Below are 16,115 nucleotides of genomic sequence, written 5' to 3' on the forward strand. Positions count from 1 at the left end.
TGTGGGCACTGTCATGAGAAATTCCTCTAGCACGATTTCGCGGCGGCTTTCTGATCCGGATTTTCAGGGGCTCCTCGTCAACCGCTGCCTCGGTCTGACGATCGCGATGGCCGCGCTGCTAGGGGTCTCGATCGCGCATGACGCCTGGCAGTGGACCCATCCGGTTCAACCACGTTATTTCTTTACGGATGGCAAGAACACGCCGCGCCCTGTCGTCGCACTCGACAGTCCCATCGTTGATGATACGCAGCTTTTGCAATGGACGGTGGGAGCGGTTCTCGCACCCTACAACATCGACTACTACAATTACCCGGCTGAGCTGAACACGGCGAGCCGCAAGTTCACGCTTCATGGCTGGAATACGTTCGCGCAGTCCTTCATCGGCGAGGGCAATTTCGACGAACTGAAGCGGGCAAGGCTGTTGTGTCACGCGCAGTCCGAAAGAGCCGCCTTGATCCATCAGACGAGCTACCAACAAGGTGCCCTCGCCTATGAGATCCAGGTTCCTGTCGTGCAGACCTGTGAAAACGTCAACCAGGCCAGTACGAACAGAATGATGATTACTGCGCTCGTCGTTCGCACAAATGCCGACGATCATCCAGACGGGCTGGCGATCGATCAACTCGTGGCAAGCCCGGAGTAGCCGTCATGGAGGGCAAACGGATGAGCCACGGGATTAAGAGACGCGCGCGGGACGGGGCGGTGAGCCTTTCGGTTCTGGCGCTGATGGCAGCAACGCCGGCATTCGCGCAATCGGATGGCACTGGCAATTCAGGGGTGCCATCGCCGAATTCTGCGAATGGCAATGCCGCCGAGCAGCAGGCCGTTCAAAATGCGATCCCCCTCTCCCCGGAGGCGATCCAGGAGCTGGCCAAGCGCTATAACGCGACCAAGCAAGCCGAGGAGCAGTCCGTCATCCCCATGGCGGCGCCCATGAGCCGGCAGGTCAATGTCAGCTTCGCGCCGGGTGCGGCGGTGAGCATCATTCAAACGGTCAAGGGCTACCCCACTGCCGTCTCCTTTTTCGATGCCACGGGCCAGCCTTGGCCGATCCAGTGGGACACGAATTCCGACCCGGCGGCCGTCTCTGGTGCGGCCAGTTGCAGCGCACCCAACAGCCATGGTGGCCCGTCGGTGGTGGCGATCGGCTTCTTCGTCTGCACGCCGACCAAAGGCAGCAATGTCCTGGAGATTACGCCGATATCCCTCGCCCCGCGTGGCGGTCTTGTGGTGTCCCTGCAGAACTCGCCCAAACCCCTCACCTTCCTGATGATGGCGGGGGGCGGTCGGTATGATGCGGACCTGTCAGTCCATGTCGGCGATCGAGGGCCCAACGCGCAGGTTTCGATCATGACCCAGCCGGACGCGCCGGATACGGGGGCGCCATACCTGACAGGGATGCTGGAAGGCGTGCCGCCGGCCGATGCAACGCCGCTCTCGGTCGAGGGCGTCTCGCCCGACGACCTGACGGCCTGGCGCCTGGGCGGCAATGTTTACATCCGCACCCCGGACACGCTGCTTTCGCCCGAGTGGACAGCATCTGAAGCCGAAGCCGGCACGACGGTCTACGCCGTCCCCAACACCCCGGTCGTGCTGCTCTCCGTCAACGGCCGGACGGTGTCGGCCCAACTCAAGGATTCCCAGTGATGTCCGACACTGCCCCCTGGTGGAAGCCGAACCTGAAGAGCGGAACCTTTCTGACGAGTGCTGGACAGGCAGGGCCACGCCGATTGCTGATCATCGGTGCCAGCGGCCTCGTGCTGGTAACGCTGGCTGTCATCGTCATCACCAGCGGCCATCATGTGCAGCCGTTTTCTCAGGACGCGCACATGAAGCCGGTCGATCCCCTGCCAGGGGGACTGCATACCACGCCCGAGCAGGATCAGTTGGCGCTCCAGGCGGAAACGGCGGGCGCGAACACGGCGTACGCCAAGGGCAATTCCTATACCCCGCCCATCGCCCCGAGCGCCTCGGTCATTGCGGCCCCGACCGTGCAAGCGACGCCGCCATCGGCCGCGGCACCGATGCCGGCGCCACACTTCGTGCCGCCCCCTCCACCCCAGATTATCCCGGTGGACGAGCCTGCCTTCCCGCCGCAGACGATCGCCGCCCCACAAGCAGCTCCAGAGCCGATCCAGGCGACACCCGTGGCAGTCACGAGCGCCAACCCTCAGGCCGTTGCAGCTTACAATCAGCAGATTTCCGATCTTTTTAACCAATGGGGTGGCCGCCCGCCAGAAACGGATGTGGTCATGCCGCCGAGCGCGACACAGACGGCGAGCGATCCGGTCGGGACAGGGCATGGTGGTGGACAGGCGGCAGATCCACCCGGCAAGGCAACCGGCAGCGCCTCGAGCAATGCTGGCACTGGGACAGTGCTCGTTCCGGCGGGCCGGGGCATCTATGCCCATCCCATCCTCGCGCTGAATTCCGATGAGACCAGCCCCGTGATCATGCAGGCCGATAGCGGGCCGATCGCCGGGGACCGTATGGTGGGCTCTTTCGAGCGCCAGGATGATCGCCTGATCATCCATATCAGCAGCATCGTCCATCAAGGCCAGGTGATTAGCTGCGATGGCGTGGTGATTGCCCCGGACACCATGGAAGCCTCGGTCGCCACGGGCGTGGATGAGCATTATCTCTCCCGCGTCATTCTGCCGGCGGCGGCGGCCTTCATCCAGGGGCTCGGCCAGGCAATCGCCACCACGTCGAATTCCGTGCAAGTGCTGAGTCCGTTGGGTGGTGCCACCACGGCGACAAACCTGAACTTTCGCCAGCAGCTCGGCGTCGGCGCTGGCACGGCCGGTGCTCAGGTCGGAACCTTTCTGAATCAAGCCGCGCCAAAAGGACCGACTGTCACGCTCGACGCCAATGTCGGCGTCGGTGTGATGTTCCTGACGGATGTGAAGACTCAGGCAAACCCGTAAAGCCCGTTTACCGGTCAGGAAACTCTCTCCGTTCGCAAATCAAAGGGCGATGCTTCGGCATCGCCCTTTTTTCAGGAGCAAACGGTCATGGATACACATGTCGCGGACCCGACCTTAGACGATGTCCAGAGCTATCAGGCGCGCCTGCCGGGCGAGCCCGAGCCCGAACGCCAGGAGAGCAGCGCGGAGCCGCTTCGCGCCGGTGCGCGAACCGCGACGGCCACCCCCACCCCCAAGAACCCACGCAAGAGGGGCCTGTTGTCCGGTGTGGCCATCATCGCTGTGGTTGTCGTTGCGAGCGGCGGTTTTCTGGTGTCGCCCTACAACACCTTCGTCCCCGTGCCGCCCGCCTTGAAACTCCAGGTCGCGCAGCTTCTGCGCAGCCATTTTGGGACGGGACAGCCGCGCGTCGCGACGGCAAACCCAGCAACCGCCGCGCACCCGCTCACCCATCTTGGGAGCGTGTCTGCCCATACGGCCCCGGCAGTGCCGCTCACCGGCCAGCAGGCGCTGGCGCCCGATGTCCTGGCACCGTCGGCCGCCTTGGCGGCCGTGAAGGCGCCGGGCGCCCCGCCGCCCGTAAAGCAGAGCCCCTACGTTCCGACCGCACCTCAGGATGAAGTCGCCGAACTTGAGGGCCTTGCAGCGCCCACCTCCGCAGCCAAGCCGGCAGCCACCACCCCGCCCAAGCCGGTAGTCACGGCCACGCAAACGCCGATTAAACCGGTCCAGGTCGCGACCCAGGCGGACGTTGTTCCGCCGGGCTATGTTCCCCATGAGCCCGGCACGGCGCCGCAAAATGCCATCGTCACCCCGCACCCCGCTGCGCCTCAGACGCCGACACCCGCTCCCACGTCACACCCGGCGGCGGTGGTTCCGGTGACAGCGAAGGCAGGCCCCTCGCCCGTCACACAGCCGCAGCCGGCCCCCGCGGTCGTGCAGCCGCCAAATGTTGCCACCCCAATGGGGGCGCTTGCGGCGGCAACTAAGATTGAGCCCGCCCCAATGTCGCCGCCCGATCAGGTGCAGGTGCTGGAACTGGTAACGCAACTCGCGACACTCATCCGCGACGAGCGCACGCAGATCTCCAACCTTCAGGCGGATGAGCAAAACGGGAACAAGGCGACGGCAGCGAAGCTGAGCGATTTCGAGCGGCGTCTCGCGTTGGTCGAAGCCAATGCCGCCATGGCGTCGGCTGCGGGCGTGCCCGCCTCTCCCCCCACCCCGACCATCTCCCCGACGGCTGTGGCGCTGACAAGTGCGCGCGCAGCCTTGAAGGAAGCCAGCCAACCGGCTCCGGTCCGCGCAACCGTCCCCGCGACAGCGCCCGCCCCGGCCCAACCGGCAACCCCCGAGATTTACCGCGTCCAGGCCGCTTCTCCGGGTCTCGCGATGCTGGCCGAGGTCGATCACAGCGGCGGCGACGGTGCGCAGATCGAAGTCCAGGTTGGCGACTCAATCCCTGGCTACGGGCACGTCATCTCGGTGACGCAGCAGGGCACGAATTGGGTCGTCAAAACCGATAACGGCCTCATTCAGTAGCTTCGGAAGGGAGGCCCGCCATGCAAGGCCTGATAAATTTTGCTACGGCGATCGCCGACAGCATCGCCGTAGCACTTCCCGCCTTTTGCTATCTCTCGGCGTGCGGCTGTTTCATGTTCTTCGCCTGGTCGCTTTGGCGTTGGTCGGAGCCGCATTCGCGCTACCAGCATCATCGGATCGACAAACCGTGGGTGCCCTTTATCTCGCTGATCCTGAGCGGGGTGTTTGCGAGCTTCCCGCATTTTCTGAGCATGGCCAATGTCAGCGCCGGCACGACCATGACGGTTGGACTGACGAGCTATGCGGCGACGACACCGCCGAATGGCTCGAACCTGATGGGCGCGACGCCGGACGCGACAGTCGTCAATGTCGTACAGATGTTCCAATACATCTTCGAAGCATTTGGCGCGTTTTGCGTCTATTGGTCGATCCTGCGTTGGCGCAGCATCGTCAACGGCGCTGCCAATGGCTCGCTCAGCGCGTGCGGGGTGCAATTCGTCTTCGGCGTGCTCTGCATCAACATCCTGACCGTCGCCACCGGCATCGAATCCTTCTTCAATACCGGCGGTTAAAAAATCCGAAAACTTTGCTGCCGTTCGCAGTCTCCTGGATCAGCCTGATGCGTGAGGGGCCTTTCCCTCATTAGTCAAACAGGAGCTTTTTCGTGAAACTCATCCACACACACGCACGGGAGGCCACGTTCAAGCGTGGTGGGGCCGTGCTGAATACCAAGCCGGCAAGCTTTTCCCTCAAGCTCGGTCTCGGCGAGCTGGGCCGGAAAGTCATGCCCGCGTTTCTTCTTGCCACCGGCAGTCTGCTCGCCTTCGCCGGTCACGCCATGGCGCAGGCGGTCTCGCCCACCGGCGGTCTCGGCGCGCAGGTCAACACGATGTCGAGCGAGGCGATCAACTCGGGCGGCGAAGCCTTCGGCATGGGCTGCTATCTGGCCGCCGCCCTCTGCTTCGGCTTCGGCGTCTGGGCGCTCTGGCAGAGCCGCCAGCCGCAGAACCGTGAGAGCGGCCATATCGGTCGCGGCATCGCGGGCCTGGTCCTCTGCGGTCTGTTCGCGACGGCCGGCGTCTGGATCGGCAAGGCCTCCATTTCGGCCTCGGGTGGCGCTGCCACCGTCAATACCACGCCGCAGATGGTCCAGTTCGGCCAGGGCGGCTGAAACGGCACCGGCCTGCTCGCGCGGACGCTCCGCGCCAGCAGGCCGGTTCTACTTCAAGGAGGTCGATACGATGGCAGCTTCTGGTCTTGAAGGCTCCCTGGCGACATCGAACAAAATGCTCAGCGGACGCCTCGCGGGCGTGCTCTTCATTCTGTCCGTTGCTTACATCTCCGTCGCCATGAGCCGGGCGCCGGAGATCAGCGCCATCGCGCGAGGCATGTTGTTTCCAATGAAATTGTTCCTGGTCGCCTCGGCGCCGACGGTCGGCGGCATCGCCTTCCTGTGGTCCGACCGCGCGATCAGCGATGTGCGGCGGCGTAGGCTGATGCGTATTCTCCTCGTCCTGCTCTGGGCCTTCGCAAGCGTGACCCTGGTCAGCCTGCTGTCATGATAACCCTGCGGCCCTTGTCTTTGTCGCCGGGCAAAACCGGCGTGCTATCGTGCGACGTACCAGCCTCCACAATGGAGGCGACGTGCTATTATTGCGGATGCGATGCTGGAAAAGAGCTGAACAGCTTTAGCGGCGTTGAAGGCACTGCCTGCGCTCTTTGCGCGCTGGTGCAAACCCTTGTGCGTCCGCGCATCGACGAAGAAGCCTGCATCGTGTGGGTTCCCGAATTGAGCCAGCCGGCGATGAACGTCATGATCCGACGTGTGCATCTGACGCTCCGCGCCCATAAAGAGCGCGTCGAGACCGATGCAAAGCCGACGAAGGCCGTGGGTTTAATCCCGAGCCTCTACCATACAGCGCAAGCGCTGCTGGATCGGCGTCGCGAGGCGACCGCGCGCCTCGGCACGTCATCGCCATCAGAATTGGCCGACGCCCTGCTGAGACTGCCTGCTGAATCCTACAGCGGGCGTGACAGGTTGCTGGGCGGCGCGCGCCTTCTGTCATTGGGCAAACTGTTCGACGGAACATCGGACATTTATCCGGAGATCGTGGATAGCTGGGCGGCCAACCGCCGCACTGCTCGAAATTAAATAGCGGGAGGCCGATGATGCTAAAAAGTCTTGGCGCCGGACTGGCGAATTTCTCGCTGATGTTCAGACAGCCCTTGGGGTCGTTCTGCGATATTGAAACCAGCCACAACGATGCGCTCATCGATAAGCGTGGCAATTACCTTACCTGGATTCCTATCTACGGTATGCAGCGTATGGTCGAGCGCCGCGACATCGCGGGCATCACGGAAGCCATGCGGCTCGAACTGTCCGGTGCGCTGGAATCAAAAGGCCACGCGATCGTCGGTTGGTATATCTCCGACCCCGACGCGGCGCTGATCGAAATCGAGCGCGTCAATCTGACATCTTGCCGCAATATCGCGAAGGCGCTCGGCCTCGACATGAACGGCATCCTGGACGAGCGCGCATTGCTGTGGCCAAAGATTATGCGCTGGGAGGCGGCCTACTTTATCCTTTGGACCCGCACGTCCGTTTTGACCAAAGAGGAACGTCGCCAGCTCAAACAAGAATATGCCGAAAACGCGAAGAACATCGGCCGCGTCGGCAATACCCAAAGGCTATATCTGCGCAGTGAGGTGATGGCGGCCCGGCACTCGGCCTTCGTGACGCGCGTCCTGTCGGCGCTCCGTGCCCATGACGTGAGCGCCAAACCGCTCGATCCGCACGATGCGCTGCGCATGGCGCGCGAGGCGATGTATCGGGAGATGGCGGCGTCGGAATGGCGGCCAAGCCTGCCGGGGGATGGTGTCATGGCACGCTGCCCCGAGGACGGCGACAAACGTCCGCCGGCCGAGCATGTCCTCTGGCCGCCAATCCGAGACCAGCTTTTCTACACCGACGCCATCACCAGAGGCGGCCAGCGTGTCGATTTCGGCGAGAACGCTTTTGGTCCGATCGATATGGAGATTGGACCCGAAGATCCTCGCCCCTTTGTCGAACTGGCGGCGACGCTCGGCCAGGATCGCATCCCCTGGCGTGCGTCCTTCTTGCTTGAGGGCAGCGGGCGTTCGGCGATGCAAATGAAGGACGTTGGTGCGTCCTTCCTGTCGATGTTTCCGGGGAATGCCGATCTTCGCCGTGCGCTCGCCTATGTCGATGAGCTGCGCCGTAAGGAAAACCATATCAGCGTGAAGATGCGCGCGAGTTTCGCCACATGGGCGCCGGCCGATCAGCCGGCTAAACTCCGCCGCCGGGTCTCTACGCTCTCACAGCGGATCGAGGGTTGGGGTAACACCAAGACGACGGCAGTCATTGGCGACCCCTTGGAAGGCGCGATGAGCAGCGTGCCCGGCCTGGCTCTGGGCTCGACCGCCAACCCGGCATTGGCACCGCTCGGGGATGCGCTCGGGATGCTGCCATGGACCCATACGGCATCCCCCTGGGAAAACGGCAGCGTCTTGTTCCGTCGGGGTGATGGCGGCATTTGGCCCTATGACCCGTCAGGCGGTCGCGTGCGTCCTCTGACCGTCGATATCTTCGTAGCACCACCTGGTTCCGGCAAGTCGGTCCTGGCCAACACGATCAATATCGGGCTGTGCCTGAGCCCCGCCGTCATGGGCACCAGCGGTGCCAAGCTGCCGTTGATCGGCAAGGCCGATATCGGCAAATCGGCCGAGGGGTTTGTCAGGCTCGTTCAGGAAGCACTGGGTCCGAACCGGCGGCATGAGGCGATCTTCTCGTCCCTGCTATTTGCCCCAGGCTACGAGTTCAATATTTTCGATCTGCAGGTCGGCTGCGAATATCCGCTGCCGCTGGAAAAGGCGTTCCTGCAAAACTTCCTTGCGCTGGCGACGACGCCGCCCGATCAAAACACGCCGTTCGAGGGCATGACCCAACTGATCTCGCTCGTGATCGACGAGGTGTATCGCAACTGCACCGAATTGGGGGGTGCCGCGAAGCACTATCATCGCGGCGTTGATAACGAGGTGGATGAGGCAATCGAGAGGCTCGGAATCGATCTGCACGATGAATCGCCCTATTGGCGCGATGTCGTGAATGCGCTCTGCGATCGAGGCGAATATCGGCTGGCGGAGCGCGCGCAGCGCCATGCTGTCCCGATCCTTGAGGATCTGATTGGCGCCGTCCGCTCGGACCAGGTCAAGGATATGTTCGATAGCCTGCGACTGGCTGAGACTTCGGAAAAAGCCTCGCAGATCTTCGAACGCTACATCTCCGACTTGATCCGCCGCTATGAGACCCTGAACGCGCCGACCCAGCTCGATTTCGGACCTGCCCGCATCATCGTGTTGGATTTGCAATACGTCGCGCCCGGCGGGAACTCGGCGGCGGCAAACCGTCAGACCGAGATGGTCTACCTTTTGGCCCGCCACATCCTCGGCCGCAATTTCTTCCTGCACCCGGAATACATCAAGTTCATTCCGGAACGCGTCCACGGTTATCATAAGCCTCGGATCACCGAGATCTATGAGACGGTGAAGCGGATCGACTATGACGAGTGGCATCGAACCCAGGGCAGTATGCTCGTGCGCGCCCAGGCCGAGTTGGATGTTCGGGAAGGTCGCAAGCACAACGTCCAGCTCGGCTTCGCGAGCCAGCGTCTCTCGGATATGGGCGACGGCATCATCGCGCAATCGACCGGCCGCTTTGTGCTGGGCGCCGATGACCAGGGCGAGCGCGACGCAATAACTGAGCGCTTCGGGCTGTCCGAGGCCAGCGCGAAGATTGTCCGGCATCGCCTGACAGGTCCCCGCAAGGACGGCGCACCCTTCCTCGCGATCCTGCGCGCCGAGTCCAAGCATTATGAGCAATTCCTGATCAATACGCTTGGTCCGGTCGAACTCTGGGCGCTCTCCACGACGCCGGCCGACACCAGCCTGCGCAATCGGCTCTATGAGCGGGTTGGGTTCACGGAAGGGTTGCGCCGTTTGTCAAAGGTCTTCCCCGGCGGTTCCGCCAGCGAGGAGATCGAGCGGCGCACCAAGGCTCTCATGCGTAATGGTGATGCGTCCGATAGCATCGAAGCGGGTGTCATCGAGACGCTGGCCGCCGAACTCATCGAGGGCCGCGGGCTTGGTCTCGTGCTTCGGGCGCAAATTGAGCCCACACCTGCCAACGACCGCATACCGGTGGCAGCGGAGTAGTGAATGGACGTCGTGAACAGGGCTAGGTGGCGTGCAGAGCCTCAGTCTGATCGCGCGCCCCCAAAGCCGGCAGAGGACAAGCCAACGAGACCGCAACCAATCCGGGATGCGATCCTGCGGTTCATGTCGGAGCCCCGATCGGCGGGTGAAATCGCGGAGCATATCGTGCGTCCGGTGCCGACCGCCACAGGTCATCTGCGCGCGATGATGCAACGCGGTCTTGTCCGCAGGATCGCCTTCGGCACCTACGCTCTGTCTGAGTATGCCGGGCCGGATGTCCGTATTCCGCAGCGCCGCTCCCAATCCACGAGGGAAATGCGTAGCACCATCCGAGCCCATCTGTGCGACCGGTGCAGCGTGCAAGGGCTGCATCTGCGTACCGGCATCTCGGAAAAGGCCGTGCGGGTCGCGCTTCGAGATCTATGGTTTTCGGGGTTGCTCGAAGGAGATGAAACGACAGGCTACCGCCTGGTCAAACACCTTCGACAATCCTGATGCCAAGCGCGAGTACAAACGTGCCGTTCGCAAAATCACCGCTTAGCCTTCTGAGCATGGAGGCAGCTATGGCGCATCTCACAATCAGTCTCGGGGCACCGTTGATCGTGCCCTTCAGCATCCCTCGGGGATGGAATGGTCATCGGCGTGAGCGGGCATGGCGTGTTCGCCTCCGGTGGCAGGCGTTGTGTGAAGCCCGAATGATCGCGCGTGAGCGGGAAGCTCAGGGAAAGCGTGTTCGCTACCCCAGTGCGCAGTCGTCCGCAAAGTCGCTGCAACAGAGCGCACTTGGCGCCGTTAGGGATATCTGGTCATGAAATACGGTCTACCCGGTCTTTTGCTTGGCACGGCCCTGCTCGCGGGTTGCGCGGCGCCCGTCCATCCGGTGCCGACGACGGTGGAGTTCGCCGGCATGCCCAATCCCGAACTCGCGCTGCAGAAAAGCATCACGGATGTCGATTCTGAAATGTCCGAGTTGGGAGAGATGAATCCAACAGTTGCAGCGGCTCCTGCGGTGGCGCAGCCCGTGCTTCCGGACCCGCTCCAGAAAACGGTCTCCTTCACCTGGAATGGTCCCCTCGATGGTGCGGTCTCCAAGCTCGCGCTGAGCGTCGGCTACACCTTCTACGTCACGGCCCCACAAAACGCGGAGCCGCTGAATATCTCGATCTCGGCCAACGCAGAGACCGCCTACCAGGTCTTCCAGCAACTCGGCGCCGATGCCGGCGCGAAGGCCACGGTCCAGGTCGATCCGCTCCACCATCAAGTCCAGGTGATCCACCATGCGTAAGCTGCGCGCGACCATCATGGTCGGAACCATGTTCATGTCGCTGGGTGCCGCCTCGGTTGCGCATTCCCAGACGAATTCTCTCACCTCGCCTGCTGTGCCGCCTTTTCCGACGCCGGCGCAAATGGAGCAAAATCTTCCCACGCTCGGCAATCCGATCAACCAGCCGATCACGGGTGCGTCCGAGCAGCCTCTGGTAGTTGGCGCCGAGGCGCCGCCCTCTTTGGAAGCCTTGCAGGATGCCCGTCCCGGCGATCAGCCAAATGACGGGCTCTCGGCCAGTCGCCAGGGAACTTTGCAGACAGCCGCCATGACCTATGGTGCGCAAGGTGGGCTCGCCGCTCGCAGTTTCGCGATCAATGAAATGCTGCGGCGCTACGAGGCGCAGCTCGATACGACCTACGATTTTGGGGCGTTGGTGCTGCCGGTGAACGGCGGGCAGACGCTGATGCGGCCACCAATCGTGAGTGCGGCGCAGATGGCTTTCGCACTTGGCGACAACGGGCAGGTCGCAAGGGAGACCTCGTGCATCTACGAGATCACCCGTGAGGCGCAGCTCGCATCCACGCCGCCGAATTGGCGAGCGTATTTAGTGCGAAGCTGGGCCAACCCACTACGTCCGACCGATGCATCTTTGCCGCGCACCAAGCAGGAAGTCGCCTACTGGGATAAGTGGATCGCCGAAGGCTGGGCCGATGGCGAAACCCAGGCCGATGAAATTTTCCTGTCGGACCTCGGCCGCCTGCAACGCGATATGGTTGGCATGGCCCGCTATCGCGTCCTTCTGCGGGCCAATCTCGTCGAGCAGCCCGTGCTCGCCTTCAAGACGCAAGCAGCGGACGGTGGTCGCGATAGTCTGCATATCAACGACCAGGTGATCCGCATCACCAACCAGCCGGGGCTCCAGGGCAATCCCGGTCATTGGACCCCAGGCGCAGGATGCCCGCAATGATAGAGAAGTGCGATGTTTGACGGGGCCGATCAGGGCATGGAATGGCCCGACCGGGACCGCAAAGGGCTGCGCTGGGTTGCGGAAGCGCGCAAGAGCGCGCCCGGTCTCGATTCTCTCCTGACCTGGGCCTACCAGCAGGGGGCGTCGCGTGTTCACTTTCAGACGGGCCATCCGGTTTGGGTTTCTGTCCACGGCCAGAACTACGCCGTCACCAAGATTCCCATCGATGAGATCGAGTTCAGCCACATCGTCAACCATCTTTATGGCGCTGACGCGATGGCGCGGCTTCAAGGGGGCACTGACTTCGATACCGCTTACGCGGTTCAGATTGATCGATCGACCCGTCTTCGCTTCCGCCTGAACGGCACGTCCACCCGGACCTTCCGACAGACCGGTGGCAATGTCGTGTTGCGGCCGATCTCTGATCTGCCCGCGAGCCTTGAGAAGCAGCTCGTCGAGCAGGGGATATTAGATTCATACAGAATTCGGCAGGGACTGATCATTGTCGGAGGTGCCACGGGTTCGGGAAAATCAACCCTGATCGCCGGAATGACTGTGGCAAAACTGCTGGAACCCAACGGACACTACAATATCGTGGAAGGGGCGGCGCCCGTCGAGTTCCTGCTTGAGCGTGTGCGCGGTCTCACTTCGACGATTAACCAAAGCGAGATCCCACGCGACCTTCCGAGCTTTGCGGCCTTCGTGCGCGGCGCGATGCGCCGCGAGCCGACCGACATCAATGTCGGTGAGTGCCGCGACAGCGAAACCATGGCGGCGTCCATCCAGGCCGCTATTTCCGGGCACGTCGTCACCACGACAATTCATGCCAACGATGTGGCGCTGACGATGCAGCGCATCACGAGCCTGTGCCCGAGCGATGAGCGCGACAACCTTGTGTCCGCCATCGCGCAGTCGCTGCGCCTGGTGATCAACCAGCGTTTGACCCGATCGGCCGACGGAAAGCGCACTGCCCTGCGTGAATTCCTCGCTTTCGATTCCGATCTCCGCCGGAAGTTCCTGCGCAGCGACCCTGCCGAGTGGCCCGAACTTACCCGGGTCGCGGTGGAAGAGCACGGCCAGTCCTACGCGAAATCGATCCGCAACGCCCTGGAAGCGGGACGGATAACGGAAGAAACCGCCGCCTTTGAACTGAGGGAGATCGGCTGAGATGTGGCGCAACACAGGTCAACCCGTCCGGGTTTTGATGCTTGATGCTCGGGCCTGCCTGCCGGTGGTGCTGGCGGCTGTCTACTGGTCCTGGCCGACGCTCTACATTGCCATCGCGGGCTTCCTCTTCTTTTCCCTCATCTCGTTTTTCGGCCTGACGCTCCCCGCTTTGGTTCGGACAGTCCGGCGGTGGATGGCGGGCAGGGTGAGGACGGCGGTGCCCGTCTGGCGGCGGAGGCGCTACTCATGAGTGCCGTCGATCTGGATCGTGTCGGGCGCACGATGCGCGTCTTGCTGGAGCGCTCTGGGCGCTCCGTCGTCTATGATGACCCGGCAAGCCAATCCCGCCTTGAGATCACTGCCGCCGCCGCCAGTTCTGCCAATGGTTTTCTGCCTGCGTTCCTGGTCGCGGGCGAGGCGATCTGGCGCGAGACGACTGGCAAGGGGTTCGCCCTGCAAATCGCGCGCGATGACCGGTCACTGCTGGGCTACCGGGCAGAGGGGATCGGGGCCGGGACCTATGCCACGGTGATGCTGTCCGCCATGGAGGCGATGCACCAGGTCTCCGGAGGCGGTCCCGTCGTCGTCAGCGACTTCAATAATCTTTGGCGCGCGGCTGTCGGCCGATTGGAACAGGCACCGGCTAATACACCTGCCGGGCGCGCGGGGATGGACCGGTGAGGAGGCGCGCTTACGCTATAGCGCTGGCGGCCCTGTTCGTGGGCGCAGTCGATAAGGCCGAAGCGGCGCAATCGGCAATCGTTTCTCCTGCCACGATCCAGTCCTGCATCCTGGCCGCGGCCAATCTTCACAGCGAGCCGCCGGCCCTTCTACTCATCCTGCTGAATGTCGAGGGTGGCACGCTCGGCGCCGTCAGCCAAAACACCAACGGCACGGTCGATATCGGCCCTATGCAGGTCAATCAGATTTGGGTGCCGATGGTCGCGGCCCATTGGCATGCGTCCAAGGACGCGACCTACGACGCGTTGCGCGATAATTTTTGCGCCAATGTCGAAGCGGGTTCCTGGATCTTGCGGCAGGGCCTCGATGAAGCGCACGGCGATCTCTGGGGCGGCGTCGCTTTCTACCATTCACATAACCCCGTCTATCAGCAGCGATACATGCTTTCCGTGCTGAAGCAGGCTCTGCGCCTCGAGGCGCTGCCGCAAAAGAAAACCAGCAACCGCCTATCGGCGCTCACCGCACCGGCCGGGACGCCAAAACAAAGAGGATGATGATGCAACCACAGCATGGTGGTGGTGGTGGCCGCAGCTCCTGGCCGTCCAGCGACGACACCGCAATTTTCAACCTGATCATCATTCTCGTCGGCATCGGTGTCGGTGGGTATCTGCTCTGGACGAATTATCACGCCACGATCAGCAGCGGCGTGATGGCGATGGTTCACACCGAAATCGGTTGGCTCGATCAGATCACCGGACGTTTTCGTGTCGCCGATCAGCAGATGATGAACAGCGATCCCTCGGGTGTCACGCTTGCCGACCTCTACGGCATCCTGCATGCGACGGGTGCTTTCGTGCGGATTCCCGCCGCCGCCTTCATGGGCATCCTGGCCTTCTTCTGCTTCATCCTTGCCGCCCCCTCCCGTTTCAAGCGCGCCTTCGATGTCGAAGGGCTGATCCGCGAACAGGCATTGCGGTTTCCGGGTGTGCGCGCCTTCGTGCGGCGCAAGCTCAGCCTGGTGCGGCTCGACGAAAAAGCGCCCCGTCCTGCCGATTATGCGCTGACCCCCGGAGAGTGGCTCGACCGGTTCGTGTGCAAAGCGGGTGTCCCCTTCGATGATCGACGCGCCTTCGATGCCCTGTCGGTGCAGCTCGGCCCGACCTGGAAGGGTGTGTCCAACGCGACGCCAATCGTGCGGATTCTGTTTGCGGCTTTTGCGTTGCATATGGCCGAACGTCGCGACGATGCCGTTTCCATGCTGGGTGAAATTTCAACCGCGCTGGATGCCAATCGCAAGGAAGGCGGATCGGGGCCGAGCGCATCTCTATCGGTTCCCGCCACCACGCTGCGCCGCGTCGATGAATTGCTCCGTGACACGCGCTGGTATGAGGAAGCGGTCAAAGTCGCGTCCCGTCATGCGTTCACCGCCCCCGCCTTGATGGCGGTTTTGAATCACGCGCGACTTCGGGCCGGAGTTTTGGCGCCCGCGCAGTTCGCCTGGACGAAACTGATCGACCGACCCCTTTGGTATGCTTTGCACTCCCTTGGTTTCGAGAGCGAGGGCCTCGGCCGCTACGCGCATCCGAATGCGCGTGTCGAGGCGGCCGGTGCGCGCGACCATTGGGCGACGGAACGCGCGGCCGGTCGTCCGATCCCTTGGCCATCGATTGCACGCGCCATTGACGCGCTTCGCCAGGCCCACGCGCAACGCGCCCAATCCACGGAGATTTAGACGCCCGTTCGCAGTTTCGCCTGCGAAGATCGCGGCATAGACGAGCAAAGGAGTTGAATAATGGCACTGATGACGTTCGACATTCCTGACGGCATGACAGCGCAGGTGATCGTCGGCACGGCCGACAGCTTCGCGCGTCGCGAACCGTTGCAGATTGTCTACGAGCCCGTGCAAACAGAGCCGCGACATAGACGCCGCTCCCGGTGGGTCATGCTGACAAGCGCGGGGATTGTTCTGTTGGTCGGCGGGATGTTCCTCGGTGGCAGCCTGAGGCCGCGTAACGCTGGCAACGCCGCGTTCGCGGCCATGCCGCCGCCGCTGGCACCGATCCAGATCCCGCCCGATGGTCCGCCGCCGGCGACAGCGGCGTTCCCGCAGCAAGCCCCGTCCGCACCGGCGGCGCCCCTGCCTCCTTCGCTCGCCGCCTCGGGCAGCAATCCGCCGCCCGCGCCTCCGTCTGCGGCGCCCGCCGGGCAACTGCCGCCCGACCTCGCGGCCGATCTGAAGGCCCAGCCGCAGGTCGAACCCGCACCGGGTCAGGCGCCCGGCCAGGGTGCAGCCCCGCCGCCGCCGCAAAACGCATTCGGCCTGGGGAACTGA

At 63.1% G+C, this 16,115-nt stretch carries 18 protein-coding genes; all 18 read left to right on the forward strand.

The annotated features are described in order from the left end of the window. Positions 1-13: 13 nt before the first annotated feature. Positions 14-643 carry a DotI/IcmL/TraM family protein gene (locus ASILVAE211_RS19770; RefSeq protein WP_227309696.1) on the forward strand — a complete coding sequence of 210 codons (630 nt, stop codon included), beginning with the start codon at positions 14-16 and terminating at the stop codon, positions 641-643. 20 nt (positions 644-663) lie between these two features. Beyond that, complete coding sequence (locus ASILVAE211_RS19775) at positions 664-1,647, forward strand: DotH/IcmK family type IV secretion protein (RefSeq protein WP_227323084.1); 984 nt, start codon at positions 664-666, stop codon at positions 1,645-1,647. Continuing rightward, positions 1,647-2,927, forward strand: a complete 1,281-nt coding sequence (locus tag ASILVAE211_RS19780) for a DotG/IcmE/VirB10 family protein (RefSeq protein ID WP_227323085.1) — start codon at positions 1,647-1,649, stop codon at positions 2,925-2,927. The genes ASILVAE211_RS19775 and ASILVAE211_RS19780 overlap by 1 nt, the downstream gene beginning before the upstream one ends. A gap of 87 nt (positions 2,928-3,014) precedes the next feature. Next, positions 3,015-4,469 carry a hypothetical protein gene (locus tag ASILVAE211_RS19785; RefSeq protein WP_227323086.1) on the forward strand — a complete coding sequence of 485 codons (1,455 nt, stop codon included), beginning with the start codon at positions 3,015-3,017 and terminating at the stop codon, positions 4,467-4,469. 20 nt (positions 4,470-4,489) lie between these two features. Further along, positions 4,490-5,041, forward strand: a complete 552-nt coding sequence (locus ASILVAE211_RS19790; protein WP_227323087.1) for a hypothetical protein — start codon at positions 4,490-4,492, stop codon at positions 5,039-5,041. A 92-nt stretch (positions 5,042-5,133) separates the two neighbouring features. Then, positions 5,134-5,640, forward strand: coding sequence for a hypothetical protein (locus tag ASILVAE211_RS19795; protein ID WP_227323088.1), 507 nt, complete (start codon positions 5,134-5,136; stop codon positions 5,638-5,640). Between the two features lie 70 nt (positions 5,641-5,710). Continuing rightward, the gene (locus ASILVAE211_RS19800) at positions 5,711-6,031 is read left to right on the forward strand and encodes a hypothetical protein (RefSeq protein WP_227323089.1); all 321 of its coding nucleotides are present in this window, start codon (positions 5,711-5,713) and stop codon (positions 6,029-6,031) included. After that, positions 6,028-6,621, forward strand: a complete 594-nt coding sequence (locus ASILVAE211_RS19805) for a hypothetical protein (RefSeq protein ID WP_227323090.1) — start codon at positions 6,028-6,030, stop codon at positions 6,619-6,621. The genes ASILVAE211_RS19800 and ASILVAE211_RS19805 overlap by 4 nt, the downstream gene beginning before the upstream one ends. A gap of 17 nt (positions 6,622-6,638) precedes the next feature. Continuing rightward, positions 6,639-9,701, forward strand: a complete 3,063-nt coding sequence (locus ASILVAE211_RS19810; RefSeq protein WP_227323091.1) for an ATP-binding protein — start codon at positions 6,639-6,641, stop codon at positions 9,699-9,701. A gap of 3 nt (positions 9,702-9,704) precedes the next feature. After that, positions 9,705-10,196, forward strand: coding sequence for a helix-turn-helix domain-containing protein (locus ASILVAE211_RS19815; protein WP_227323092.1), 492 nt, complete (start codon positions 9,705-9,707; stop codon positions 10,194-10,196). Between the two features lie 313 nt (positions 10,197-10,509). Then, a complete protein-coding gene (locus ASILVAE211_RS19820; protein WP_227323093.1) occupies positions 10,510-10,986 on the forward strand; it encodes a DotD/TraH family lipoprotein in 477 nt (158 codons plus the stop codon). After that, complete coding sequence (locus ASILVAE211_RS19825) at positions 10,979-11,935, forward strand: type IV secretory system conjugative DNA transfer family protein (protein WP_227323094.1); 957 nt, start codon at positions 10,979-10,981, stop codon at positions 11,933-11,935. Before ASILVAE211_RS19820 ends, ASILVAE211_RS19825 begins: the two co-directional genes overlap by 8 nt. Positions 11,936-11,947: 12 nt before the next feature. Continuing rightward, positions 11,948-13,102 carry a type IV pilus twitching motility protein PilT gene (locus ASILVAE211_RS19830; protein ID WP_227323095.1) on the forward strand — a complete coding sequence of 385 codons (1,155 nt, stop codon included), beginning with the start codon at positions 11,948-11,950 and terminating at the stop codon, positions 13,100-13,102. Between the two features lie 37 nt (positions 13,103-13,139). Then, the gene (gene icmT, locus ASILVAE211_RS19835) at positions 13,140-13,352 is read left to right on the forward strand and encodes an IcmT/TraK family protein (RefSeq protein WP_264478999.1); all 213 of its coding nucleotides are present in this window, start codon (positions 13,140-13,142) and stop codon (positions 13,350-13,352) included. Further along, positions 13,292-13,783: a hypothetical protein gene (locus ASILVAE211_RS19840; protein WP_227323121.1), complete on the forward strand. Its 492-nt coding sequence runs from the start codon at positions 13,292-13,294 to the stop codon at positions 13,781-13,783. The genes icmT and ASILVAE211_RS19840 overlap by 61 nt, the downstream gene beginning before the upstream one ends. Then, positions 13,780-14,337, forward strand: a complete 558-nt coding sequence (locus ASILVAE211_RS19845; protein ID WP_227323097.1) for a lytic transglycosylase domain-containing protein — start codon at positions 13,780-13,782, stop codon at positions 14,335-14,337. Before ASILVAE211_RS19840 ends, ASILVAE211_RS19845 begins: the two co-directional genes overlap by 4 nt. Next, positions 14,337-15,515, forward strand: a complete 1,179-nt coding sequence (locus ASILVAE211_RS19850) for a secretion/conjugation apparatus DotM-related subunit (protein ID WP_227323098.1) — start codon at positions 14,337-14,339, stop codon at positions 15,513-15,515. The genes ASILVAE211_RS19845 and ASILVAE211_RS19850 overlap by 1 nt, the downstream gene beginning before the upstream one ends. Positions 15,516-15,575: 60 nt before the next feature. Next, entirely contained in the window at positions 15,576-16,115 is a 540-nt protein-coding gene (locus ASILVAE211_RS19855; RefSeq protein WP_227323099.1) for a hypothetical protein, read from the forward strand.

The organism is Acidisoma silvae (genome assembly GCF_020618775.1).
Classification (GTDB): Bacteria; Pseudomonadota; Alphaproteobacteria; order Acetobacterales; family Acetobacteraceae; genus Acidisoma; species Acidisoma silvae.

What these genes read in the sequence shown, in the direction of transcription:
- ASILVAE211_RS19770 (WP_227309696.1), top strand. Translation starts at nt 14, where the DNA reads ATGAGAAATTCCTCTAGCACGATTTCGCGGCGGCTTTCTGATCCGGAT.
- ASILVAE211_RS19775 (WP_227323084.1), top strand. Translation starts at nt 664, where the DNA reads ATGAGCCACGGGATTAAGAGACGCGCGCGGGACGGGGCGGTGAGCCTT.
- ASILVAE211_RS19780 (WP_227323085.1), top strand. Translation starts at nt 1,647, where the DNA reads ATGTCCGACACTGCCCCCTGGTGGAAGCCGAACCTGAAGAGCGGAACC.
- ASILVAE211_RS19785 (WP_227323086.1), top strand. Translation starts at nt 3,015, where the DNA reads ATGGATACACATGTCGCGGACCCGACCTTAGACGATGTCCAGAGCTAT.
- ASILVAE211_RS19790 (WP_227323087.1), top strand. Translation starts at nt 4,490, where the DNA reads ATGCAAGGCCTGATAAATTTTGCTACGGCGATCGCCGACAGCATCGCC.
- ASILVAE211_RS19800 (WP_227323089.1), top strand. Translation starts at nt 5,711, where the DNA reads ATGGCAGCTTCTGGTCTTGAAGGCTCCCTGGCGACATCGAACAAAATG.
- ASILVAE211_RS19805 (WP_227323090.1), top strand. Translation starts at nt 6,028, where the DNA reads ATGATAACCCTGCGGCCCTTGTCTTTGTCGCCGGGCAAAACCGGCGTG.
- ASILVAE211_RS19810 (WP_227323091.1), top strand. Translation starts at nt 6,639, where the DNA reads ATGCTAAAAAGTCTTGGCGCCGGACTGGCGAATTTCTCGCTGATGTTC.
- ASILVAE211_RS19815 (WP_227323092.1), top strand. Translation starts at nt 9,705, where the DNA reads ATGGACGTCGTGAACAGGGCTAGGTGGCGTGCAGAGCCTCAGTCTGAT.
- ASILVAE211_RS19820 (WP_227323093.1), top strand. Translation starts at nt 10,510, where the DNA reads ATGAAATACGGTCTACCCGGTCTTTTGCTTGGCACGGCCCTGCTCGCG.
- ASILVAE211_RS19825 (WP_227323094.1), top strand. Translation starts at nt 10,979, where the DNA reads ATGCGTAAGCTGCGCGCGACCATCATGGTCGGAACCATGTTCATGTCG.
- ASILVAE211_RS19830 (WP_227323095.1), top strand. Translation starts at nt 11,948, where the DNA reads ATGTTTGACGGGGCCGATCAGGGCATGGAATGGCCCGACCGGGACCGC.
- icmT (WP_264478999.1), top strand. Translation starts at nt 13,140, where the DNA reads ATGCTTGATGCTCGGGCCTGCCTGCCGGTGGTGCTGGCGGCTGTCTAC.
- ASILVAE211_RS19850 (WP_227323098.1), top strand. Translation starts at nt 14,337, where the DNA reads ATGATGCAACCACAGCATGGTGGTGGTGGTGGCCGCAGCTCCTGGCCG.
- ASILVAE211_RS19855 (WP_227323099.1), top strand. Translation starts at nt 15,576, where the DNA reads ATGGCACTGATGACGTTCGACATTCCTGACGGCATGACAGCGCAGGTG.